We start from the raw sequence: 22,216 nt of genomic DNA on the forward strand, positions 1-22,216 counted from the left end.
TGTGCCGGAAGGCCATACGCTGCACCGCCTGGCGAAACTGCACCACAAGCGTTTCGCCGGCGGTCAGGTTCGAGTATCGAGCCCCCAGGGCCGCTTCGCCGCCGACGCCGCCCGCCTCGACGGCCAGGTCCTGACCCGCGCCGAAGCCTGGGGCAAACATCTGCTCCACCACTACGATTCGGGCCTGACCGTGCACGTCCACCTGGGCCTGTACGGCACCTTCACCGAATCCCCCTACCCCCTGGGCGATCCCGTGGGCCAGGTCCGCATGCGCCTCATCGGCGGCGGCCGCAAGGGCGACCTCTACGGCACCGACCTCCGCGGCCCCGCCGCCTGCGAAATCCTCCTCGACCCCGAGGTCGCCGCCCTCACCGCCCGCCTCGGCCCCGACCCCCTGCGCAAGGACGCCGACCCCGACAAGGCCTGGGCCCGCATCCACCGCTCCCAGCGCCCCATCGGCGCCCTGCTCATGGACCAGAAGGTCCTGGCCGGCGTCGGCAACGTCTACCGTGCCGAAGTCCTTTTCCGCCACGGCATCTCACCGCACAGCTCCGGAAAATCCCTGAGCCGCACCGCATGGGACGCCCTGTGGGCCGACCTGGTGGAGCTCATGCAGGTCGGCGTCCGCCGCGGCAAGATGCACGTGGTGCGCCCCGAACACGACCACGGCGCACCGTCGTATGCCGCCGACCGGCCTCGCACCTACGTGTATCGCCGGGTCGGCGAACCTTGCCGCCTGTGCGGCACCACCGTCGTGCGCGCGGACATGGAGGGCCGCAACCTGTTCTGGTGCCCCACCTGCCAGCCCGGCTGAGACTCGTCCCGAGCCGAGCCCATTCCTCCGTCAGGAGGTGGTGGGGCACAGGGTGATTCCGTCGAGGAGGTCGGTGCGGCCGACCTCGTCGCCGATCTCGCCCACGCCCCGGTCGCAGAGGTCCGCGGCCACTTCCGCCGGATCGGTCACCCACAGTTGCGATACCGAGTCGCCGATGCCGAAGACGTGGTCGTCGCGGTTGCGGTCGAAGCGGATGAACCAGCGCCAGCCGATGTCGGCGGACAGGGAACTGCCGAGCGGCCGGAGATCGGCCGAGTCGGTGATGTCCCAGAGGCGGACGGTTTGGTCGACGCCGGAGGAGGCCAGGCGGCGGCCGGTGCTGTCCACCGAGAGTTCGGCGACCGGGGCGGTGTGGGCGGGAGTCCGCCCGGAGGGGCGTGGGACGGCGGGATCGGTGATATCCCAGGAGCGAATCGATTCGTCGTCGCCGCCGCTGAACAGGTGGCGGCCGCCCGGCGCGAAGGCGAGGGCGGCGACCGGGCCCTCGTGGCCGATCAGGCGGGCGCGCAGGGTCGGGCGGCGGCGATCGGCGATATCCCACAGGTAGATGATCGCGTCGCCGGAGCCCGTGGCAGCGAGCTTGCCGTCCGGCGAAACGGCCAGTGACCGAAAGGATCTCGTGGTGTCCGCCGCGGCCGTGCCGAGCGGGACGGGCTGTGCGGGATCGGCGACATCCCAGATCCGCAGCGAGGTGTCGTCGTCGCCGGTGATCAGGAAGCTGCCGTCGGGGCCGAAGACGGTCTCCGTGAAGTAATGCGTCCGCAGTGAGCGCGGCGTCCCCAGTGCGGTGGGCCGGGCGGGATCGCCGATATCCCAGAGCTGGAAGCCGCCGCCCGCGGAATCCGTGGCGGCGAGGGTCTTGCCGTCGGGCCGAATCCCCACCCGCACACCGCTGTACGGCGCCACCGCGGCGTGCGCCGAGCCGGCGAACGCCACCCGGTTGTCATGGTCGATGGACCACACCTGGAAATCCCCGTCGTCCTCACCCGTGACCAGGCGCGTGCCCGCGGCATCCATATCGATCGAGGTGAACGGCGCGTCGGTGAGCACCGGGATGTCCGCGGGCGGCAGCGACCAGACCCGGATCCGCCCGTCGCCGCCGGCGGAGATCAGATTGTTGTCCTGGGTCAGGCCCAGAGCGGGTATGGCCCCGCGATTGCCGCGCACCGGATGTCCAACGGGCTGGAACCCGGACGGGGTCAGCTGCCACAGCACCACCGCCCCGTCGGCGCCGCCCGAGCTCAGCTGGCCGGGGCCGAAGACGAGCGCATCGACCGCGCCACCGTGCTGCGTCTGCTGAATACCCAACTCGCGCGGCGCGTTCCGGTCCGCGAGCGACCACAGCCGCACCGATCCGTTCGCCGATCCCACGGCCAGCAGCCCGTCCGGGTTCATGGCGAGCGCGTGCACGCCGTCGCTGGCGGAGACGAGCGGCGCGCCGAGCGGCGCCGGATCGGCCGGATCGGCGAGATCCCACAGCCGGACGGTACGGTCCTCGCCGCCGGTGGCGAGCAGCGTCCCGTCGGCGCTCAGCGCCAGCGCCGAGATCGAACCGGTGTGTGCGGCAATGGTCGCGCGCACGCGCGGCGTCGCCGGATCGCCGGTGTCGAGCAGGGAGAGCGCGCCTGTGCGATCCGCCGCGATGAGCGATCGTCCGTCCGGTGTGAGCGCCAGTGCCAGCACCGGTGAGCCGAGGTCGGAAACACCCAGTGCGCGAGGCTGTTCCGGGTCGCGGACATCCCAGAACCGCACGGTGTTGTCGTAACTCCCGCTGGCCAGCACGAGGCCGCCGGGGGCGAACGCGACCGAGCTCACCGCCTTGGAATGACCGCTCAGACCGGGACCCAGGACCGTAGGCCGCTGGCCGCCATGGGTGGCCCACAGCCGGATCCGGGTGTCGTCGCCGGCGCTGGCGAGCACCCGGGCCCGCGGATCGTAGGCGAGTCCATTGATTCGCCCGGCGTGCCGATCGGAGGAGGCATTGATGACGGGTGTGGACTGCGTGGCGAGCAGCCGCGCCTGCGCCTCCGCGTCACCCGGGCGCAGCCGATAGGCGGCCAAGGCCATTCGGGTCGCGTCCGCCGGATCGAACTCCACCGCGCGGCGGGATTCCGCGACCAGCGCCGCGATTCGCGCATCGTTCTGCTCCCGCACCAGCGCCCGCCGCTGTGTGCCCGCGAGCAGGGCAGCGATCAGGGCGCCGACCACCACCAGCACGGCGGCAGCGCGCAGTATCCTTCGCCGCCTGACGATTTCGCGGCGGCGCCGGCTCGATCGCGCGATGAATTCCCGCGCGACGCGATTGACCGTACCGCTGCCGTCGAGCACCGGCGCGGCCTGTTCCAGCCGTTTGGCGCCGTACAGCAGCGAATCCGGTTGCCCCTGCGCGTTCCAGGTGCGCGCATCCTCTTCGATGCGATGGCGGGCGGGGGCGAATTCCTTTTCCTCCGCGACCCATTCGGCCATCCGCGGCCACACCCTGGGCACCGCGTCGTGCAGCAATTCGATCTCGTCATCGTGCACGATCACCAGGCGGGCGGCGACCAACCGGCCGATCGCCGCCTCGGTCGCGCCCGGATCCTCGGATTCGGCGACGAGTACGGAGCGTGACAGGCGATTCCGGGAGACCGAGCGCGGCCCGATGATCGTCAGGGCCAGCAGCACCGCGCGGGCCGTACGCTGTTCGGCGGGGGTGAGCCCGGACCACGTCCGCTCGGCCGCCGCGGCGACCGAACCCGCCATCTCACCCGCCGCGCGGTAGGCGTCCAGGGTGAGGGTGCGGCCGCTGCGGTTGGACCATGTCGCCTCCAGCACATGCGAAAGCAGCGGCAGCAGTGCGGCTTTGCCGTCCTCGGAGGTCGCGGTCTCGAGATCGCGCAGGATGATGTCCACGAGCGCCGGTTCCACCTTCAGGCCGCAGGCCAGGGCGGGTCCGGTGATGACCTCACGCAGTTCGGCGTCGCTCATCGCGCCGACGATCACCGAGCTCTCGCGCATCGCCTGCGCCAGGGCCGGGAACTGGATGACATCGTTGAAGAAGTCGGAACGGATCGCCAGCACGGCCGTGATCCGGCGGTCGGACTCGGGCGCGGTCACCCGCGTGAGCTCCTCCACGAACCGCCGCCGCTCCACGGCGTCGCCGCACAGTGTGAACAACTCTTCGCCCTGATCGATGAGCAGCAGTCCGTCGCCCGCCTCGGGCAGCCGGGCCAGCGCCTCGTGCAGGGCGGCGGCGGGGTGCGCGCCCGGCGTGAACAGTACGGGCACATGGTCTTCCGGCCGCGCCTGCAGACCCGCCGCCAGCAATGAGGACTTGCCCGCACCGGACACGCCGACCAGCAGGATCAGCCGCGGGGCGTAATCGTCCTCCTCGAGCGCCGCGATCGCGTCGAGGACGGCCTCCCGGGTGTTCTCACGGCCGAAGAACAGGTCCGCGTCGGCGGCGCGGTAGGGGGACAAGCCTCGGTAGGGCGGATGGCCGGGCTCGCGCACGCGCAGCGCGAGATCCCCCTGATCGTTCTTGGCCTGCTGCCAGGCAACCCGCCAGCGATGCAGCTCGAGCAGCTCCGGATCGAGATCCTCGGGCTGCTCGCGCACCTTGGCGTCGCTGGTCAGCACGGCCAGCACCGGCAGTACCGACTCCCAGGTGGCGGGCACCCGATTGCCGCGGCGCCAATCGCTCACCCGCTGCACGGTCACCGTGCTGCTACCGGGGACGCCCCGGGTATTCGCCCGTCGCACAATTGATTTGATGGTCGGTGTTCCGGCTGCCTCGAACAGCAGGCCCAGCCGCTCGGCGAAGCGCTTGCGCGCACCAACTGCTACCACCCGATGGCTCCTCGGAACTCTGGCGATTCGATTCGAACACTGGCGGCAACTCGGGTGCGATCGACGTTAGCAGCCAGTTTCAGGTAATCAGCAAACCTTTAGACAACAATTCGTTCGCTGCCGGACATGCCGGAAGGCGGGCTCGATCCGCGCTGGACCGAACCCGCCTCCCGTCCGGAATCAGAACGCCGGCAGCTGCACGCCGAACGAGGCGGCGAGCTCGGCGCCGGCCGCGCCGATGTCCTGGATGGCCGCCGCAATGGGGTCGGCCTGCACCGGAGCCTGCACCGGAGCGGCGGCCTCGACCACCGGGGCTTCGAGGACGGGAGCCGCGACCTGGTTCACCAGGGCGGCCACGGGCGAGATCTCCTCCCGCGGGGTCATCTCATCGATGGCGAAGAAGTCGGCCGCGCCGAGCCCGGCCCCGGCCACCGCGCCCACGCCCGCGCCGACCAGAGCGCCCACGGCCGCGCCCAACGGGAATGCGATCGGCGCACTGGCCGCCGCACCGGTCGCGGCGCCGAGCACCGCACCGGTGGTGCCGCCAATGGCCAGGCCGATGGGGAAGCCCAGCGCGGCGCCGATGGGCGCGCCCACCACACAGCCGACCAGGAAGTACGGCAGCCCCACCAGGCAGCCGACGCCCGCGCCGATGGCGGCGCCCGCGAGCCCGCCGGCCGCCATGCCCACCAGGCCGACCGCACCGCTGCCGACAATGGCGCCGGGCAGCGTGCCCGCCGCACCGCCGACCACCGCGCCCACGGTGCCGCCGACGGCGGCACCCCGGGCGGCGCCGGCCCGCGCGGCATTCTCGATGGTCACCGGCTTGGTCCTGACATCGGACCGCAGTCCCCGGGTCGGGTCCGCCGGGGCGGGGGCCAGGGAGGCGGTGGCGTCCTCCGGCTGCGCGAACGCGACCGGCTGAGCAAGGGCGTCCGGCTGAGTGAATGCAACCGGCTCCGCTGGGCGGGCGGGTTGCGCAATGGCCGTGATCGGAGTGGCGCCCGCCGCCGGAGCGGTGGCCGTGCAGACCGCCACCGGAATGGCGGCGGCGAACATGGAGAGGATGGCCAGTTTCGACTTGGTCATTGTTTTCCCTTTCGGTGTGCGCCATCTGGCGCGGGGAAATCAGAATGCGGATCGGCAATTGGGCCGATCAACGCACCTTTCCCCGCGGAATGGCATAACCGCAGGTAAAACGCTATGGGTGGGAATTCCGCTGCGGAATTCACCAGGAAATGTCAGTGCCCTGGATCTCCTGGAAAAGGCCGTTCAGCAGCCTTTTTATTCATCCGGTCGCAGGCCCTCGAGCACAGCGCTCAAACCGCGTTGGAAGCGTGCTCCCGAATCGGTTCCGGCGTACCCGGACAGCACTTCCACCGCCGGGTGGCCGGCGCGAGCCCAGGCGGATTCCGCCAGGGCCGCGCCCAGCACGTAGTAGTAGAAGCCGGTCGTCACCGCCTCCAGTCGCTCTCCGTGGAAACCGGCCGCGGTGAGCACCCGCAGGATCGTGCCGAACTGTGCGACCGCGGCCGGGCCGAGCGGCGGGGTTCCGCCGATCAGCGGGGCCGCCCAGTGGTGGCGGAGCAGCGCCTCGAAGGTGCGGGTCCCGATGCTCGTCAATGCGTCCCGCCAGTCGCCGTCGGGGTCGTCGTCCTCGAGCGTCTCGGCGAACACCGCGTCCACGGCGTACTCGAGCACATCGTCCTTGGTGGCGACATAGCCGTACAGCGTCATCGGCGGAACGCCGAGCCGGTCGGCCAGCTTGCGCATGGTCAAGCCGGATGCGGATTCCTCGTCGAGCAGGGTCACCGCCGCCGCGACGATCCGGTCCCGGTCCAGGGCGGGCCGGCCGCGCGCGGTCTTTCCGGGGCGCAGCCATATCGAGGTCCTCTCCGGCATTGACCGATCATACAAATCTCGTACACTGAACGAAAGCCGTACGTTGTACGGAAACCGTGCAACGTACGAACCTCTGATCGCACGAGTAGGCGGGGGCGGCATGATGCCCACAATCTCCAGGAACAAGGTCGATGTCGTGGTGGTCGGCGCGGGACTGTCCGGGCTGGCTGCCGCCCGGCGAGTCGCCGACCGGGGCCGCTCGGTGGTCGTGCTCGAGGCTCTGCCCAGGGTCGACGGGCGCACGCTGACCGGTCGGGTGGGTGATGCGGTGGTGGACGAGGGGGCGACGCTGGTCTACCCGGTGCACGACAATGTCTTCCGGTTGGCGCGGGCACACGGCGTCGACCTGTTCGAGAGCAACTCCGAAGGCCGGTTCCTGCTCTACACCGCCGGTGTCGCACACGGTTTCCGGTTCGGGAATTCGCGTGCCGTGCGACTGTCCGGGCGGCCGGCGCTACGCCCCTTGCTCAGAGCGTCGCTGCACCTCGCCGCGCGATGGACCGCGCTGCCCCTGCCGCCCGATGCCATCATGCAGGTGCTCGGCGTACTCGCGGCCCTCGACGATCTGGCCGCGCGGGTTCCGGCTGCCGCGCCGTGGGCCGCTCCCGAGGCCGAAACGCTGGATCAGCGCACCTTCGGTTCCTGGCTGCGCGAACAAGTGCCCGATCCTCGGGCCCGACTGCTGTTCGAGGCCGATTTCGCCGGATATCTGCCCGATTCGACCTCGCTGCTGTACGCCCTGCACTTCCTGCGCACCTGGGGCGGTCTCGGCGCTCTCTTCGGAGGTTCCGGATCGGTCCATCGATTCCGCGGCGGCGCACAGGAATTGACTCGCGCGCTGGCACCGAACTGTTCGGGCCGCGTGCCGGATCGCCCAGCCATTATCTCGAAAAGAACTGGCAGGACGAGCCGTACGCGCACGGGTGCGAGGGCGGGCTGGCCGTCGGCGCGCTCACCGCCGCGCGCCGTTTGCCGAAAACACCGGTCGGCCGTGTGCATTTCGCGGGCGTCGAAACCGCCGACGCGTAGATGGGTTTCCTCAGCGGAGCTGTTCAGGCGGGTGAGCGGGCGGCCGACGAAGTGCTCGAGGCCGGATGACGGCTAGGTGGCCAGGGCGTAGAGCAGCCAGACCGTGCCGGCGATGACGCCCAGGGTCACCGGCACCGCGCCCAGACCGCCGAGAAAGACCAGGCCGGCCGGATGGCCGCCGTCGCGGCGCAGTCTCGGCAGCATGAGGGCGGCGATGCCGATCCACAGCAGCAGGGCGACGACCGGGCCCACATAGATCGAGGCGACCCAGAGGGCCGAGGCGAAGAACCAGACGCCGAGGGCGAAGCAGACGAAGGTCAGGATCGCGCCCGCGATCAGGCCGGCGACGAGGTTGACCGCGCACCCGATCCAGCCGAGGTCGCCGCCGTCCGAGTAGCGCGCCGGACCGTAGTTCGCCCGGCCGTAGTTCGCCTGCCCGTAGTTCATTGCGCTCCACTTCCCCGAGCCGAACTCATTCGGCTGCCGCGGCCCGGCTAGAAGCCGCCGCCGTCGAAGCCGCCGAAATCGCCGCCGCCGTCGAAACCGCCGAAATCACCGCCGCCGGTATCGGTTCCCGGGTCGGCGTAGCCCGGATCGTATCCGGCGTCGCCATAACCCGGGTCGCCGCCGGTGTCGTAGCCGGAATCGGTGCTCTGATCCGCGCCGCCGTATCCGTTGCCGCCCGCGTCGAGGCCCGCTTGAAAGCCGTCGCCGTAACCGTTCTCGAACGCGGCCGCGTCATAGCCGACACCGGCCATCCCGCCGAAGAGGGCGTCGAACAGCAGCACCGAGCCGACGCCCCACGCGCCCGCGACGAGCGCTGTCTTCCACCAGGGTTCGGAGTACCAGCCGGCCGGAACCGGGCGTCCGGCCACTCGGCCGCCCGGGTAGTAGTTGGGCGTGCGGGACGTCGGGTGCGGTGAGGCTTCGATGCGCCGTCCGTCGTAGTCGACGACGCGATCCTCGGTGACCCGCCCCGCGCTGCGCTGCCCGTCGAGTTCGGGAACCGCCGGGCCCGGATCCATGCGCATGGCGGTGCGGGCCGCGCGCACGTAGTAGAGCCCTTCCAGCGCAGTCTCTTTCGCCAGCCGCGCCTGCGCCGGGGTCTGCGCCTGCTCGATCTGCGAGCCCGCGGCGGTGAAGCGCTCGGCGGCGTCGGCGAGGGCCTGTTTGGACGGTTCGTCGGTGCCGTTCAGGTTGTAGACCTGCCCGCCGAGGCGCTCGATCACCCGGCGCGCATCGGCTTTCGCGTCCGCGAGCCGGGTACTGGCGCGCGAGCGCTGCGCCCGGCCGACGAGCAGCACCGCCAGCAGCACGACCACCATGACAATGAGCAGAACGACTACCGTAGCCACGCCGACCAGCCTACTCGGCGTAGTTTGCTGACGAATTGCTCTATGCTGCCGTCATCCGGCGACCGCCGCGAAGCGAGAGCCTCGCCCCCCTGGATCGACCTCCTCGGCGTCGAGCTCCGACACCGCGAACTGCCGCTTGCCCGCCGTCTTCGCCGAATACATGGCGCGATCGGCGCTGCGCAGCAGATCCGAGAAATCACAGTCCCGGCCGGGCGGGCAGAAGGCGGTGCCCACGCTCGCCGAGGCGGGCACCGGACCGGCGGCCGTCGGCACCGGTTCGCACAGCGCCGCGAGCACCCGCATGGCCAGCTCGCCGAGCGTATTGCGCCGCGCCGGCAGCGCGACCACGAACTCGTCACCGCCGTAGCGGGAGATCACCGTCTCCGGCGGGCAGGTCGAGCGCAGCCGCTGCGCGATGGTGACCAGCACCTCGTCGCCGACCGAATGCCCGTAGCCGTCATTGATCGCCTTGAAATCGTCGAGGTCGATGAGCAGCAGCCCCACGCCGCGCGCGGGATCGGTCTGCATCATCCGCACCCGCTCCTGCAACAGCGACCGGTTCGCCAGATCGGTGAGCGCGTCATGGGTGGCTTCGTGCCGCAGCCGGGTCTGCAGGGCCGCGATCTCCTGCACCCGCACCGACACCGCCTCGGACAGGCTGCGCTCCTGCTGGGCCAGGGCCCGCTGCTGCAGCGCCTCGGCATAGCTGTCGATGGCCTGACTGGCCACGAACGGCCAGCGGGTGGCGATCAGCGAACCCGGATCGCCCGGCGCCAGCCCCAGCAGCGCCCGGCTGGCCGGGGCGAGCATGCGGGTCCGGTCGAACGGCGCCTCCGCCAGCGTGCGGCCGACGGCGCGGGCGGCGGGCACCGGAAACGGTTCGCACCCTGCCAGTTCCAGTAGCTCGTCGATAATGCGGGCGAAGATGGTTTCGAGCTCGTCGGGAGACAGTTCGGGTCCGTCGCCGTTCCAGGCCGGATGCACCGCGCGCACCCACTCCCGGATGGTGGCCGCGACCACGGCCGAGGTTCGGGTATCGATTCGCACCGGCATCCCACTCACCTCGCGCGGATGGTGTCGGTGCCGGCAGCGCCGGTCGCGCCCTTCGGTTGGAACTCACTGCCTCGCGGTCGGCTACACCACTGGTGCATGCTCACCGCCCCCTTTCCAGATACCCCCGTCCGGACAAAAAGGATCCTAGCAAGCCACCCGGTTTCGAAAACCCCTGATTCAGAACAGGTTCCCGCAACCTCGCGAATGGCGATCGGATGGTTGATCGCTCAGATCCCACCGGCGTTACACCCGATTTCCGCGCGTCTCGAGCGACGCGCCGTTCTCCCCGCGCGACCGGCCGCGACATGGGCGAACAGGGCCCGATTGGCATTCCGCGAGTGAGGTTCGGTACAGTGCTCAACGCATGCGACATCGGCGGCGCCGGTGTGCGGCCTGCGGGTGTAGTTCAATGGTAGAACCTCAGCCTTCCAAGCTGATGGTGCGGGTTCGATTCCCGTCACCCGCTCTGATCCCTCGGGATGCCTAACGGGGTGTAGCGCAGCTTGGTAGCGCATCCGCTTTGGGAGCGGAGGGTCGCAGGTTCAAATCCTGTCACCCCGACCATCTTTCGATTCTTTCTGCCCCGGTGTTGCTGCCCCCGGTGTGCCCCGGTGCACCGTAGGGGATTGGATAGGGGTTACGCGGAACAGGTTCTCGCGTGGCCGAATGTGATTACCGGGATGCCGGATCTGTGCGGGGTTCCAATCCCGCGAGGGTGATGTCGATGAATCGGTGCCAGCGCCGATGTTCGCCCGGGCGACGGTGGCCAGGGCTCCCACGAGCATGTAGAGGTCGTCGAAAGTCGCGTGTGTGCGCACGGCGTCGCGGCCGGATGCTGCCTTCTCGCACATGGCTCGTGCGAAGCCGAGGATTTCCAGGAAGCGTTGCTCGGCGATTGCCTCCACGAGGGCCTGGCGGGTGGGGAAGTGGCGGTAGACGGTGCCGGTGCCGATGCCGACTCCGGCGGTGCGGGCGACGTCGGCACGGCGGAAGCTCGATCCTGGCGCGTCCCGCCCCACCCGGGTGCAGCTGCCGCCGTGGCCGACCGCTACTTCGGCTGTTCGGGCTGCGGGGCCTGGGTGGTGACCTTGGGCTTCTCGGCCCACTTGGTGGTGCCGTCGGCGGCGTTCATGGTGGTGAGCAGGTCGATGCCGGAGGCGATGAGGGTGGGGCCGCCCAGGGCGATGGTGCCGATGATGCCGCCCGCGGTCGCGCCGGTGGTGAGGCCGGGGATGCAGCCCGCCACCAGCGTGACGATACAGCCGATGGTCGCGCCGATGGCGGTGCCGACGAAGCCGCCGATGGTGGTGGCCAGGCCGAACTGGGTGGTGAAGTCATTGAGGGCGCGCTGGTTCTCCAGTTGCGAGGCAACCGGTTTCACGGCCAGTGGCTGGGTGAGGTCCGCGCCCGACGGCTTGTCGGGGGTGATGGACAGGACGGTGGCGTCCTTGTCGACCTCGGACTTGACCGGGATGGGGATCGGTCCCAGGTTGAAGTCGAGGGGAAGGGTGAGCAGCACATTGCCCTCGCCGTCCTTCACATCCACGACATCCACCACTGCGGCCGGGTCGGCGGGGGCGCCGTCCGGGGCGACGAGCACGCCGTCCTTCTCGATCAACCGCTCGCCGCGGCCGGCTTCGAGCTGGCTGTCCAGGGCTCGCGAGAGTTCGAAGGTTCCGCCTTTGAGCGTGGTGACGACCGTCTTGTCCACCAGCTTGGTCGAGTACGTGATGTGCTCTGGGGTTTCGGGGGCCTCGGGCTCGGCATTCGCCGATCCGGTTGCCACGGTCAGTGCGCCGATCACCAGGGCGGCTGCCGTCGTGGCGCTGCGGAACTCCATGCGGTATCCCATCCGTCATCAGGTGTGTCACTGTCGGGACGCTCAGGAGCTTCAAACCCCGAATTCCCAGCTGGCCCAGCCAGCAAGCCTAGTGGAAAGCTCAGTTAGCGAAAGAGTTTCGGGCATGCGAAAACGGACGGAAATCATCCGGCGGTGATCCAGAGTTGATCCGGCCGACCAGTTTGCCGCAACGTCGCTCACTGTAGCGCCCCGGCTGCGCGCCTGTCAGCGGAACCGGGCAGACTGCGGGCATGAGCCTCAGGTACAGCGCGGGAGTCCTGTTGTTCCGCCGCACATCCGGCCTCGAAGTGCTGCTCGGCCATATGGGCGGCCCGCTCTGGGCGAAGAAGGACGCCTCCGCCTGGTCCATCCCCAAGGGCGAATACGAACCCGCCGAAGAGGATCCGCAAGCCGCCGCGGCTCGCGAATTCACCGAGGAACTCGGCCTGCCCGTGCCCGACGGGGATTGGACGCCACTCGGCGACGTCCAATACGGCAGCGGCCGCGGCAAGAAGCAGGTCACCGTCTGGGCAGTCGAAGGCGATCTCGACCCCGCCGAGATCGTCCCCGGCCACTTCGACATGGAATGGCCACCGCGCTCCGGACGCATCCAGCAATTCCCTGAAATCGACCGCGCCGCCTGGTTCGCCCCGGACATCGCCCTCGACAAACTCGGCAAGGGCCAGCGCCCCTTCCTCGACCGCCTCGCCCAGCGCCTCGTCGAACAGACCCTCTCACCCCAGGATTGACCTCGACCTCACCCCGAGAGCTGCGTCTCGCTGTAGACCCGGGAATTCGCCATGTCGTCCTGGCGCGCTGCTGGCCGGGATCCACACCCGCAGCGTGTCGACGAATGGGGTGGATTCCGGCCGAAAGCACGCCGGAATGACGGGTGGCGGGTCCCGACGCATGGCGATGGGACGGGGACGGGGCTTCGTTCAGAGGCGGGGGTCGACCGGCTCGGTTTCCAGTGCCAGCACGGCGAATACGGCTTCGTGGACGCGCCACAGAGGCTCGTTGCCGACGAAGCGGTCCAGGGCTTCCAGGCCCAGGGCGTATTCGCGCAGGGCCAGGGAGCGTTTGGCGCCCAGGCCGCGCTGGCGCAGGCGTTGCAGGTTGGCCGGGCGTAGGTATTCCGGGCCGTAGCTGATCCGGAGGTATTCCGGGCCACGGCATTTCACGCCGGGCTGGACCGGGCGGCCGCTGCGAGTGGCGGTGCCCGCGACCAGGGAGCCGAGCGGCTTGACGACCATGCCTTCGCCGCCCGCCGAGGTCAGTTCGGTCCACCACGTGGTGGCCGCGGCTTCGCTGTCCGGATCGGTCAGATCGACCAGCAGGCGGCCGGTGGGGGTGAACAGTTCCGAATCGGCGGTGACCAGGCGGTCGATGCGTTCCAGGTGCCAGTTGTGTTCGCGGACAGCGTAGTTCGCGCCCTGGGCGGCCAGGATCTGGAACGGGGCCAGGCGGATGCCGTCGAGGCCCGCGGTGGGCCAGCAGTAGCGGCCGTAGGCGGTGGTGAAGGCCGCGGCGTCGGTGCGGCGGGCCGCGGTGTGCTCGGCCAGATCGGCGACGTCCAGTCCGCGGTCGGCCGCGGCGGCCAGGACCTGGGCGGCGGCGTCGAGGGAGGCGCGGGCGGCCGCGCCGACGGCGGCGTACTGGCTGCGGAGCAGGCCCATGGCCTTGGCGGACCAGGGCATGAGTTCGGTGTCGAGCAGCAGCCAGTCGGTGCCGAGTTCCTCGAACAGACCGGCCTGCTCGGCGGCGGCGCGGACGCGGGACAGCAGGGTCTCGGTCTGCGCGGCGCCGTCGAAGAAGGGGCGGCCGGTGCGGGTGTAGATGGCGCCGGTGCTGCCGTCCTCGATGCCGAAGCGGCTGCGGGCGGCGTCGGCCGAGCGGGCCACGACCACGACCGCGCGCGAGCCCATGTGCTTCTCCTCGCACACCACGCTCGGCACACCCTCGGCGCGGTAGTACTCGAAAGCTTGCGCCGGATGCTCGAGGTAGCCGTCCAAGGTCGACGTGGCGCACGGCGACATGGTGGGCGGCAGGTAGACCAGCCAGCGCGGGTCGGTGGCGAAGCGGCTCATCACCTCGAGTGCGGCGGCGGCCGAATCCTCCTGGACGCCCACGCGACCCAGGTGTCGGGTTTCCACCACGCGGCGGCCGAGGACATCGTCGAGATCCAGCACGCCCGGATCACGCTGCGGGGTGGGCGCCTGCAGCGGGCGGGCGGGTTCGTACCAGACCTGTTCGGCCGGAACGGAAACCGGTTCCTTCTCCGGATAGCGCAGGGCGGTGAGCTTGCCGCCGAACACCACGCCCGTGTCCAGGCACAGCGTGTTGTTCACCCATGCCAGCTCGGCCATGGGCGTGTGCCCGTAGAGCACCAGGGCGCGGCCCCGGTAGTCGTCGGCCCACGGGTAGCGGACCGGCAGCCCGTATTCGTCGGTCTCCCCGGTGGTTTCGCCGTACATGGCGAACGACCGCACCCGGCCCGAGGCGCGGCCGTGGTACTCCTCCTTCAGCCCGGCGTGCGCGACCACCAGCTTGCCGCCGTCGAGCACATAGTGACTGACCAGGCCGCGCATGAACTCGTGCGCCGCCTTGCGGAAGTCGCCGTCCTCGGCCTCCAGCTGGGCGAGGGATTCGGCCAGGCCGTGCGCGACCTTCACCTTGCGGCCGTCCAGGGCGCGCACCAGCTTGAACTCGTGATTCCCGGTGACGCACAGGGCGTTCCCGGACGCCACCATGCCCATGACCAAGCGCAGCACGCCCGGGGTGTCGGGACCGCGGTCCACCAGATCGCCGACGAATACGGCGGTCCGGCCATCCGGATGCCGCGCGTCCACCGGCCGCCCGGAACCGTCGCGGGCCAGCTCGTACCCGAGCTCGCCCAGCAGGGTCTCCAGCTCGGAGCGGCAGCCGTGCACATCGCCGATCACATCGAAGGGCCCGGTGAGCTCGCGCTTGTCGTTCCACAGCCGCTCGTTCACGATGGTCGCCGCCTCGATCTCCTCGACCCCGCGCAGCACGTGCACCTTCCGGAAGCCCTCGCGCTCCAGGTATTTCAGGCTGCGCCGCAGCTCCCGCTGCTGCCGCGGGATGACGTGCGGGCCGAGGTCCGCGCGATCGGGCCGGTTCGCATTGCGCTCGACGCACACCTTGTCGGGCACATCCAGCACGATCGCCACCGGCAGCACGTCATGATCCCGAGCCAGCTCGATGAGCGCCTGCCGCGCCTTCGGCTGCACATTGGTGGCGTCCACCACCGTGCGCAGCCCGCGCCGCAGCCGCACCCCCGCAATGTGGTGCAGCAGCGCGAACGCCTCCGGGGTCGCCGCCTGATCGTTCTCGTCATCGCTCACGATTCCGCGGCAGGCGTCCGAGGACACGATGGCCGTCGACCGGAAATGCTTGCGCGCGAACGTGGACTTGCCCGACCCGGTGCTGCCGACCAGCACCACCAGCGACAATTCCGGAACCAGCAACTCCGCCATTACGCGACCCCCTTCGCCGCGCTGCTGCTCACCGTCTTGGTGAACACGGCCATTTGCGTGGACGCCCCGAGCTCGACGTCCACCGGCCCGATCGGCTCCAATCGCACCGCATACCCGTACCTCTCGCAGACCGCATCGGCCCACGCCGCGAATTCCGCACGGCTCCACTCGAATCGGTGGTCAGAATGCCGGAACGCTCCGGGCGCCATGCCCTCGTAAAGCGTGTTGTACTCCCCGTTCGGCGTCGTCACGATCACCGCCCCCGGCGCCGCCGCCCCGAACACCGCATGCCCGAGCGCCTGCAACCGAGGCTCGTCCACATGCTCGATCACCTCCATGAGCACCGCCGCGTCATACCCCCGCAGCGAAGCGTCGGTATACGTCAGCGCGCCCTGCCGCACCGTCACCCGCCGCGCCTGCCACTCCGGCAGCCGCTGCAGCCGCCGCTTGGCGATATGCAGCGACCGCATGGACACATCCACCCCCACGATCTCGGCAAAACTCCGCTCCGCCACCAATTCCCGCAGCAGCGCCCCTTCGCCGCACCCGAGATCGAGCACCCGGCTCGCCCCTACGTCGCGCAGCGCCTGTACGACAGCCGCCCGCCGCAGCACAGCCAGCGAAGGCATGCGCGCGCCGGCCTGATCGGCCACGAATCCGGTATCGCCGGGACCGGCGGTGAAAGTCGCTGTGCCGGACCCCGGCGCGTCACGGGCGGTCCGCTCGTTGAGCACCTCGGGCGTGTCATCGAGGTCCTCCGGCAGGGTCTCGACGAGCCCCAGCTCTTCGGGCTCGGCGTCGTCGAGTTCGGCCAGCCGGACCAGCGCGGCCTGCACCAGCGAATGGCGGCGGGCCAGGTAGCGGCGGGTGATCCAGGCGCGCTCCGGATGGTTCACGAGCCAGCCTTCGCCGAAGCGCAGCAGCTTGTCGATCTCGGCGGAGTCGAGGAAGTAGTGCTTGCTGCCGTCGAGGACGGGGAGGAGGACGTAGAGGTGTGAGAGCGCTTCGGACAAGCGCAGGACGCCGGTGAGTTCCAGGCGGACGTAATGGGATTCGCCCCAGTCCGGGAAGGCCGGGTCCAAGGGCAGGGGAGTGGCGGTGACCGTCCAGCCGAGCGGTTCGAAGATCTTCACCACCTGGTCCGGGCCGCCCTTGCAGGGCACCGCGGGCAGTTCGAGGCGCAGCGGCAGCGCGGTTCCGGCGAGTTCGGGATGGGTCTTGCAGCGCCCGTGCAGGGCGGTGCCGAAGATGGTGGCGATGGCCACCGACAGCAGTGAGGAGGCCGCGTAGGGGCGGTCGTTCACATACTGGCCGAGGCTGAATTCCGGTGCGCTCTTGGACTTTCCGCGCACCAGGCGGACCGGGTCGATCTCCAGCAGCAGGGCGGCCGTGCAGCGCTCGTCCCCGGCCTCGGGATACAGCACCCGCGCGGTGCCGTAGGACTGCTCGAACCCCTGTATCCGCGCGGGGTTCTTGTGCAGCAGGAACCCCAGGTCGGAGGCCACCCAGGCGGCCCCCTGCGGGCGGGTGCAGGTGATCGTCAACAGCATCAGCTCAGATTCATCGCATCGGCCCAGCACCGCAACCCAATTCCCAACCTCGCACCCCGACACGTGTAGGTTCGGCGCGGTGCCGCACCCTGCGGCAGTCCGGGACTCGGTGAGGAGCGGGAATGCGCTTGGCAGGCACAATCGGCACGATCGCGGCGGCGGCGCTGGTACTGGCCGGCTGCGGCGGCGGTGACGACTCGGCGTCGGACACCACCACCTCGGCCAAAACCACCACCTCGGCCGCCGCCCAGAGCAAGGGCCGCGAGTGCACCGCCGAGGACATCAAGGTCGACGGCGGCTTCGGCGAGAACCCGAAGATCACCATTCCGGACGATTGCGATCCGCCCGAGCAGCTCATCGTCAAGGATCTGGTCGCGGGCTCCGGCCCGGGCGCGGTGGCCGGGCAGCAGCTGACCATGAACTACAGCCTGGTCACCTGGTCGGACAAGAAGAAGCTGGACAGCTCCTTCGACCGCGGCAAGCCCTTCCCCCTCGCGCTGGGCGCGGGCCAGGTCATCCAGGGCTGGGATCAGGGCCTGATCGGCGTCCAGCAGGGCGCGCGCCGGTTGCTGATCGTGCCGCCGGACCTCGGCTACGGCGCGGGCGGCAATGGCATCAAGCCGAACGAGACGCTGGTCTTCGTCACCGACGCCGTCAAGGTCGGTTAGCTGGAAGTCCGAGACCTCCGGCCGGATCCGCAAGCGCTGTACCAGGGCGGCTGAGCAGTGCGCCAGCCGCCGCGCTCCCCTCTGCCATGACCGGTTACCGGTGTCTCCGACCCGTCAACTAACCTGGTCGGGATGCGTTAGGGGGGAACTAGCCGTCAACCATGAACTACGAACAAGGAGCATGTCCGTGAAGAGCACCGTCGAGCAGCTGAGCCCGACCCGGGTCCGGATTAACGTCGAGGTGCCCTTCGAGGAGCTGAAGCCGGACTTCGACAAGGCCTACAAGGCCCTTGCGCAGCAGGTCCGCATTCCGGGCTTCCGCCCGGGCAAGGCCCCGGCCAAGCTCCTCGAGGCCCGCCTGGGTCGCGGCGCCGTGCTGGAGCAGGTCGTCAACGACGTGCTGCCCAAGCGCTACAGCGAGGCCGTGGTCGCCTCCGAGGTGAAGGTCCTCGGCCAGCCGGAGATCGAGATCACCAAGATCGAGGACGGCCAGGAGCTGGCCTTCACCGCCGAGGTCGACGTCCGCCCCGAGGTCACCCTGCCCGCCTTCGGCGACATCAAGGTCACCGTCGATCCGATCGAGATCACCGATGCCGACATCGAGGAGCAGCTGACCTCGCTGCGCCAGCGCTTCGGCACCCTGACCTCGGTCGAGCGCGCCATCGAGAACGGCGACTTCGTCTCCATCGACCTGTCGGCCACCGTCGACGGCGTCGAGGTCGAAGAGGCCTCCACCACCGGCCTGTCGCACGAGGTCGGCTCCGGCCAGCTCATCGAGGGCCTGGACGAGACCCTGATCGGCCTGAAGGCGGCGGAGTCCAAGGACTTCACCTCCAAACTGGTCGCCGGCGAGCACGCGGGCAAGGAAGCCGTCATCACCGTGACCGTGCAGTCGGTCAAGGAGCGCGAGCTGCCCGAGGCCGATGACGAGTTCGCCCAGCTGGCAAGCGAATTCGACACCATCGACGAGCTGAAGACCGATCTGAAGTCGCGCGTCGAGCGCGTCAAGAAGGTCGAGCAGGCCGGCCAGATCCGCGACAAGGTGCTCGAAGCCCTGCTCGACACCGTCGAGATCCCGCTGCCGGAGAAGGTCGTGCAGGCCGAGGTCGACGCCGTCAAGCACGACGCCGTCCACGGTTTCGACCACGACGAGGCCAAGCTGGCCGAGGCCCTCGAGGCCCAGGGCTCCTCGCTGGAGGAGTTCAACAAGGACACCCAGGAGTCGGCCGAGAAGTCGGTCAAGACCCAGCTGCTGCTCGACGCCGTCGCCGAGCAGGAGAACACCCAGGTCGGCCAGGACGAGCTGTACGAGCGGATCATCTTCCAGGCGCAGCGCTACGGCATGTCGCCCGATCAGTTCATCCAGCAGATCCAGCAGGCCGGCCAGCTGGGCGCCGTCTTCGCCGACGTCCGCCGCGGCAAGGCCCTCGCCGGTGTGGTGGTCCAGGCCGCCGTCACCGACACCGCCGGCAATGTGGTGGACACCGCGGAAATGTTCGGCAACCCGGCCGCGGAGGCCGAAGAGGTGTCCGCCGAGGAGCTCGCCGAGGTCGCCGATACCGCTGAGGCCGACGCCAAGTAAGTTTTGCGCTATGAGCGAAGCAGGGCGGTACCGGGAGTTCGGTGCCGCCCTGCTTCGTTAGGGTTTGTGTCAGCGAATCAGTAGGGGCTTGTTAACCGAGCCGTTGAGAGAGGGCAGGTATCCGTGACAATCAATCAGGCAGGGGTGCGCATGGCATCCGAGACTGCTGGTCTGAACCTCGGTGATTCGGTCTACGAGCGCCTGTTGCGCAATCGGATCATCTTCCTGGGCAGCCAGGTCGACGACGACATCGCCAACAAGCTGTGCGCGCAGATCCTGCTGCTGACGGCCGAGGATCCGACCAAGGACATCGCGCTCTACATCAACTCCCCGGGCGGCTCGGTGACCGCCGGCATGGCCATCTACGACACCATGCAGTTCGCCGAGTGCGATATCGCCACCTACGGCATGGGCCTGGCCGCCTCCATGGGCCAGTTCCTGCTCGCCGCCGGCACCAAGGGCAAGCGCTACGCCCTGCCGCACTCGCGGATCATGATGCATCAGCCGTCCGCCGGCATCGGCGGCTCCGCGGCCGATATCGCCATCCAGGCCGAGCAGTTCGCCTACACCAAGCGTGAGCTGAACGAACTCCAGGCGCTGCACACCGGTCAGTCCGTGGAGCAGGTCACCCAGGACGCCGACCGCGACCGCTGGTTCACCCCGCAGGAAGCGCTCGAGTACGGGTTCATCGACCACGTGATCACGCACGCGCGCCAGGCCAACGGCGCCAACTGATCACGCCCATCCACGAGACTTTTTGGAGACGCACATGTCGAACCTGATCGACCCGCGGTCCGCGGGCATCACCTTCGCCGCCGCCGGGTCGGCCGCTCAGATGCCGGGTTCTGTGGCCCCGCAACAGGCACAGTCGCGGTACATCCTGCCCTCGTTCATCGAGCACTCCAGCTTCGGCGTGAAGGAGTCCAACCCGTACAACAAGCTGTTCGAGGAGCGCATCATCTTCCTCGGCGCCACGGTGGACGACACCTCGGCCAATGACATCATGGCGCAGCTGCTGGTGCTGGAGTCGCTGGATCCCGACCGCGACATCACCATGTACATCAACTCGCCGGGCGGCTCGTTCACCGCGCTGATGGCCATCTACGACACCATGCAGTACGTGCGCGCCGATGTGGCCACCGTCTGCCTGGGTCAGGCCGCCTCCGCCGCCGCCGTGCTGCTGGCCGCCGGCGCCCCCGGCAAGCGCGCCTGCCTGCCGAACGCCCGCGTGCTGATCCACCAGCCGTCCACCTCGGGCGGCATCCAGGGTCAGGTCTCCGATCTGGAGATCCAGGCCGCGGAGATCGAGCGCATGCGCCGTCTCATGGAGACCACGCTGGCTCGCCACACCGGTAAAGATGCGGACACGATCCGCAAGGACACCGACCGCGACAAGATCCTCACCGCCGATGAGGCGAAGGAATACGGGATCATCGACACGGTGTTCGAGTACCGCAAGCTCAGCGCCCAGAAGTGAGGGCTACGGGTGGCGGGGCCGGTCCGTCCTCGCCACCCGGGCAGGGGTGAGTCCACGCACATGTCCGGTGAGAAACGTGCCCAAGTTGTCGACCTCGGTCGCGGGAAGCGGGTACGGTCACTCTAGGGACCTTTGCTCGTGGTTGTCGGCTCTGCCTTTTGGGAATAATTGGCCGCATCGCCGGATCCGCTCACAGGGGGTCACGGCTTACGCTCGAAGAAGGCACTTCGCCGACAACCGGGGACAGACGGTTGCACGCGGACAAGGAAGTAGGGACCCAGGAGATGGCGCGCATCGGTGATGGCGGCGATCTGCTCAAGTGCTCGTTCTGCGGAAAGAGCCAGAAGCAGGTCAAGAAGCTCATTGCGGGACCGGGGGTGTACATCTGCGACGAGTGCATCGATCTGTGCAACGAGATCATCGAGGAAGAACTCGCCGAATCGAGCGAGGTCAAACTCGACGAGTTGCCCAAGCCCGCGGAAATCCGCGATTTCCTCGAGCAGTATGTGATCGGGCAGGACGCCGCGAAACGCACGCTCGCCGTGGCTGTGTACAACCACTACAAGCGCATTCAGGCCGGTGACAAGGGCCGCGATTCCCGTGGCGAAGCCGTCGAGTTGATGAAGTCCAACATCCTCATGCTCGGCCCCACCGGCTGCGGTAAGACGTACCTGGCACAGACGCTGGCCAAGATGCTGAACGTGCCGTTCGCCATCGCCGACGCCACCGCGCTGACCGAGGCCGGCTACGTCGGCGAGGATGTCGAGAACATCCTGCTGAAGCTGATCCAGGCCGCCGATTACGACGTCAAGCGCGCCGAGACCGGCATCATCTACATCGACGAGGTCGACAAGATCGCCCGCAAGTCGGAGAACCCGTCCATCACCAGGGATGTCTCCGGTGAGGGCGTGCAGCAGGCGCTGCTGAAGATCCTGGAAGGCACCCAGGCCTCGGTGCCCCCGCAGGGCGGCCGCAAGCATCCGCACCAGGAATTCATCCAGATCGACACCACGAACGTGCTCTTCATCGTGGCGGGCGCCTTCGCCGGCCTGGAGAAGATCGTGCAGGATCGAGTCGGCAAGCGCGGCATCGGTTTCGGCGCGGAGGTGCGCTCCAAGGTGGAGATCGACACCGCCGACCACTTCGCCGATGTCATGCCCGAGGATCTGATCAAGTTCGGTCTCATCCCCGAGTTCATCGGCCGCCTGCCGATCGTCGCCTCGGTCACCAACCTGGACAAGGACTCCCTGGTCCGCATTCTGGCCGAGCCGAAGAACGCACTGGTCAAGCAGTACGTGCGCCTGTTCGAGATGGACGGCGTGGACCTGGAGTTCACCCAGGACGCCCTGGAAGCCGTTGCCGACCAGGCCATCCTGCGCGGCACCGGAGCCCGCGGCCTGCGCGCCATCATGGAGGAAGTGCTCCTCCCGGTCATGTACGACATCCCCAGCCGCGATGACGTGGCCAAGGTCGTCGTCACCGAGGACACGGTCAATAACAACGTGCTGCCGACGATCGTGCCGCGCAAGCGCCAGTCCGGTCCGGAGCGCCGCGAGAAGTCGGCGTAACCACCAGCTTTTACGAGACGGCCCCGCGAGAT

At 69.1% G+C, this 22,216-nt stretch carries 18 protein-coding genes, 2 tRNA genes and 1 pseudogene; 11 read left to right on the forward strand and 10 right to left on the reverse strand.

Annotation, left to right across the window (positions count from 1 at the left end):
• Position 1: 1 nt before the first annotated feature.
• Positions 2-814: an Fpg/Nei family DNA glycosylase gene (locus tag ACYQ5L_RS09200; RefSeq protein WP_459956959.1), complete on the forward strand. Its 813-nt coding sequence runs from the start codon at positions 2-4 to the stop codon at positions 812-814.
• 30 nt (positions 815-844) lie between these two features.
• Here ACYQ5L_RS09200 and ACYQ5L_RS09205 read toward each other — a convergent pair whose 3' ends face one another.
• From ACYQ5L_RS09205 to ACYQ5L_RS09215, 3 genes are all read right to left on the reverse strand, one after another.
• Entirely contained in the window at positions 845-4,663 is a 3,819-nt protein-coding gene (locus ACYQ5L_RS09205; protein WP_459956960.1) for an nSTAND1 domain-containing NTPase, read from the reverse strand.
• A 180-nt stretch (positions 4,664-4,843) separates the two neighbouring features.
• The gene (locus tag ACYQ5L_RS09210) at positions 4,844-5,752 is read right to left on the reverse strand and encodes a hypothetical protein (protein WP_459956961.1); all 909 of its coding nucleotides are present in this window, start codon (positions 5,750-5,752) and stop codon (positions 4,844-4,846) included.
• Between the two features lie 195 nt (positions 5,753-5,947).
• Positions 5,948-6,565, reverse strand: coding sequence for a TetR/AcrR family transcriptional regulator (locus ACYQ5L_RS09215; RefSeq protein ID WP_459956962.1), 618 nt, complete (start codon positions 6,563-6,565; stop codon positions 5,948-5,950).
• A 103-nt stretch (positions 6,566-6,668) separates the two neighbouring features.
• Here ACYQ5L_RS09215 and ACYQ5L_RS09220 point away from each other — a divergent pair.
• Both ACYQ5L_RS09220 and ACYQ5L_RS09225 read left to right on the forward strand, forming a co-directional pair.
• Positions 6,669-7,351 (forward strand): annotated as a pseudogene (locus ACYQ5L_RS09220) (flavin monoamine oxidase family protein); the annotation flags it as partial.
• Between the two features lie 63 nt (positions 7,352-7,414).
• A complete protein-coding gene (locus tag ACYQ5L_RS09225) occupies positions 7,415-7,594 on the forward strand; it encodes an FAD-dependent oxidoreductase (RefSeq protein ID WP_459963369.1) in 180 nt (59 codons plus the stop codon).
• A gap of 72 nt (positions 7,595-7,666) precedes the next feature.
• On the opposite strand, the gene ACYQ5L_RS09230 is transcribed toward ACYQ5L_RS09225, so the two are convergent.
• The 3 genes from ACYQ5L_RS09230 to ACYQ5L_RS09240 all read right to left on the reverse strand — a co-directional run bounded on the left by ACYQ5L_RS09230 (position 7,667) and on the right by ACYQ5L_RS09240 (position 10,002).
• Positions 7,667-8,041, reverse strand: coding sequence for a hypothetical protein (locus tag ACYQ5L_RS09230; RefSeq protein ID WP_459956963.1), 375 nt, complete (start codon positions 8,039-8,041; stop codon positions 7,667-7,669).
• A 47-nt stretch (positions 8,042-8,088) separates the two neighbouring features.
• Positions 8,089-8,919, reverse strand: coding sequence for a DUF1542 domain-containing protein (locus ACYQ5L_RS09235; protein WP_459963370.1), 831 nt, complete (start codon positions 8,917-8,919; stop codon positions 8,089-8,091).
• An 81-nt stretch (positions 8,920-9,000) separates the two neighbouring features.
• Entirely contained in the window at positions 9,001-10,002 is a 1,002-nt protein-coding gene (locus ACYQ5L_RS09240) for a diguanylate cyclase domain-containing protein (protein WP_379198330.1), read from the reverse strand.
• 395 nt (positions 10,003-10,397) lie between these two features.
• Between ACYQ5L_RS09240 and ACYQ5L_RS09245 the strand changes: the two genes are divergently transcribed.
• Positions 10,398-10,468, forward strand: a tRNA-Gly gene (locus ACYQ5L_RS09245).
• A gap of 21 nt (positions 10,469-10,489) precedes the next feature.
• Positions 10,490-10,566 (forward strand) — tRNA-Pro (locus ACYQ5L_RS09250).
• On the opposite strand, the gene ACYQ5L_RS09255 is transcribed toward ACYQ5L_RS09250, so the two are convergent.
• Positions 10,545-11,021 carry a TetR/AcrR family transcriptional regulator gene (locus ACYQ5L_RS09255; RefSeq protein WP_459956964.1) on the reverse strand — a complete coding sequence of 159 codons (477 nt, stop codon included), beginning with the start codon at positions 11,019-11,021 and terminating at the stop codon, positions 10,545-10,547. The genes ACYQ5L_RS09250 and ACYQ5L_RS09255 overlap by 22 nt on opposite strands.
• 29 nt (positions 11,022-11,050) lie before the next feature.
• The gene (locus ACYQ5L_RS09260; protein ID WP_459956965.1) at positions 11,051-11,842 is read right to left on the reverse strand and encodes a DUF8020 domain-containing protein; all 792 of its coding nucleotides are present in this window, start codon (positions 11,840-11,842) and stop codon (positions 11,051-11,053) included.
• 251 nt (positions 11,843-12,093) lie between these two features.
• On the opposite strand from ACYQ5L_RS09260, the gene ACYQ5L_RS09265 reads away from it, so the two are divergent.
• Positions 12,094-12,591: an NUDIX hydrolase gene (locus tag ACYQ5L_RS09265; RefSeq protein ID WP_459956966.1), complete on the forward strand. Its 498-nt coding sequence runs from the start codon at positions 12,094-12,096 to the stop codon at positions 12,589-12,591.
• Between the two features lie 189 nt (positions 12,592-12,780).
• Here ACYQ5L_RS09265 and ACYQ5L_RS09270 read toward each other — a convergent pair whose 3' ends face one another.
• The gene (locus tag ACYQ5L_RS09270; RefSeq protein ID WP_459956967.1) at positions 12,781-15,339 is read right to left on the reverse strand and encodes a polynucleotide kinase-phosphatase; all 2,559 of its coding nucleotides are present in this window, start codon (positions 15,337-15,339) and stop codon (positions 12,781-12,783) included.
• On the reverse strand, positions 15,339-16,889 hold the full coding sequence (locus tag ACYQ5L_RS09275; RefSeq protein ID WP_459956968.1) for a 3' terminal RNA ribose 2'-O-methyltransferase Hen1: 1,551 nt from the start codon (positions 16,887-16,889) through the stop codon (positions 15,339-15,341). Before ACYQ5L_RS09275 ends, ACYQ5L_RS09270 begins: the two co-directional genes overlap by 1 nt.
• 128 nt (positions 16,890-17,017) lie before the next feature.
• On the opposite strand from ACYQ5L_RS09275, the gene ACYQ5L_RS09280 reads away from it, so the two are divergent.
• From ACYQ5L_RS09280 to clpX, 5 genes are all read left to right on the forward strand, one after another.
• On the forward strand, positions 17,018-17,557 hold the full coding sequence (locus tag ACYQ5L_RS09280; protein WP_459956969.1) for an FKBP-type peptidyl-prolyl cis-trans isomerase: 540 nt from the start codon (positions 17,018-17,020) through the stop codon (positions 17,555-17,557).
• Positions 17,558-17,744: 187 nt separating this feature from the next.
• Positions 17,745-19,139, forward strand: a complete 1,395-nt coding sequence (tig, locus tag ACYQ5L_RS09285) for a trigger factor (protein ID WP_459956970.1) — start codon at positions 17,745-17,747, stop codon at positions 19,137-19,139.
• Between the two features lie 150 nt (positions 19,140-19,289).
• Positions 19,290-19,874, forward strand: coding sequence for an ATP-dependent Clp protease proteolytic subunit (locus tag ACYQ5L_RS09290; protein WP_459956971.1), 585 nt, complete (start codon positions 19,290-19,292; stop codon positions 19,872-19,874).
• A 100-nt stretch (positions 19,875-19,974) separates the two neighbouring features.
• On the forward strand, positions 19,975-20,616 hold the full coding sequence (locus ACYQ5L_RS09295; RefSeq protein ID WP_459963371.1) for an ATP-dependent Clp protease proteolytic subunit: 642 nt from the start codon (positions 19,975-19,977) through the stop codon (positions 20,614-20,616).
• 284 nt (positions 20,617-20,900) lie between these two features.
• Positions 20,901-22,184, forward strand: a complete 1,284-nt coding sequence (gene clpX, locus ACYQ5L_RS09300) for an ATP-dependent Clp protease ATP-binding subunit ClpX (protein ID WP_459956972.1) — start codon at positions 20,901-20,903, stop codon at positions 22,182-22,184.
• Positions 22,185-22,216: the final 32 nt, after the last annotated feature.

Source organism: Nocardia sp. IFM 10818 (genome assembly GCF_054655275.1).